The organism is Neisseria sp. P0006.S009, from assembly GCF_051962915.1.
In the GTDB taxonomy this organism is placed as follows: Bacteria; Pseudomonadota; Gammaproteobacteria; order Burkholderiales; family Neisseriaceae; genus Neisseria; species Neisseria subflava_E.
The window spans coordinates 1-347 of sequence record NZ_JBQCUV010000009.1; the positions used below are offsets into that span (position 1 = coordinate 1).

The window sequence follows — 347 nt, forward strand, 5'->3', positions numbered from 1 at the left end:
GTCACTTTATCGTCTTGGGCTTCGGTGGTGATGTTGTCGTCGCCGGCAACGGTCACGGTGGAGCCGAGTTTTTCGACATTGGTGCTGCCGCTGTCGCCGTTGAAGGTCAGGCCTTTGTTGTCAACGGTGGTTTTGGCATCCACACCTTTTTGGATGTCGTCTTTGGTGCTATCAGCCAAGTCGATGCTATAGTCGGTCACGTTGTTCGCGTCTTCTGCTGAAGCAGTGACGGTCACTTTGTCAGAACCTGCGCTGGCAGTTGTGCCTTTGGCGTTGACGGTGTAGATGTCTTGGCCGTTGGCGCCGGTCGTTTTCACCACGTCTTTGATGTTGGTACCGGCTGCAAC

The 347-nt window shown here is 54.8% G+C and carries 1 protein-coding gene; it reads right to left on the reverse strand.

Annotated elements, in window-relative coordinates:
* A partial coding sequence (locus ACTHTK_RS10260; protein ID WP_440379749.1) for a hypothetical protein occupies positions 1–347 on the reverse strand: 347 nt, incomplete at both ends.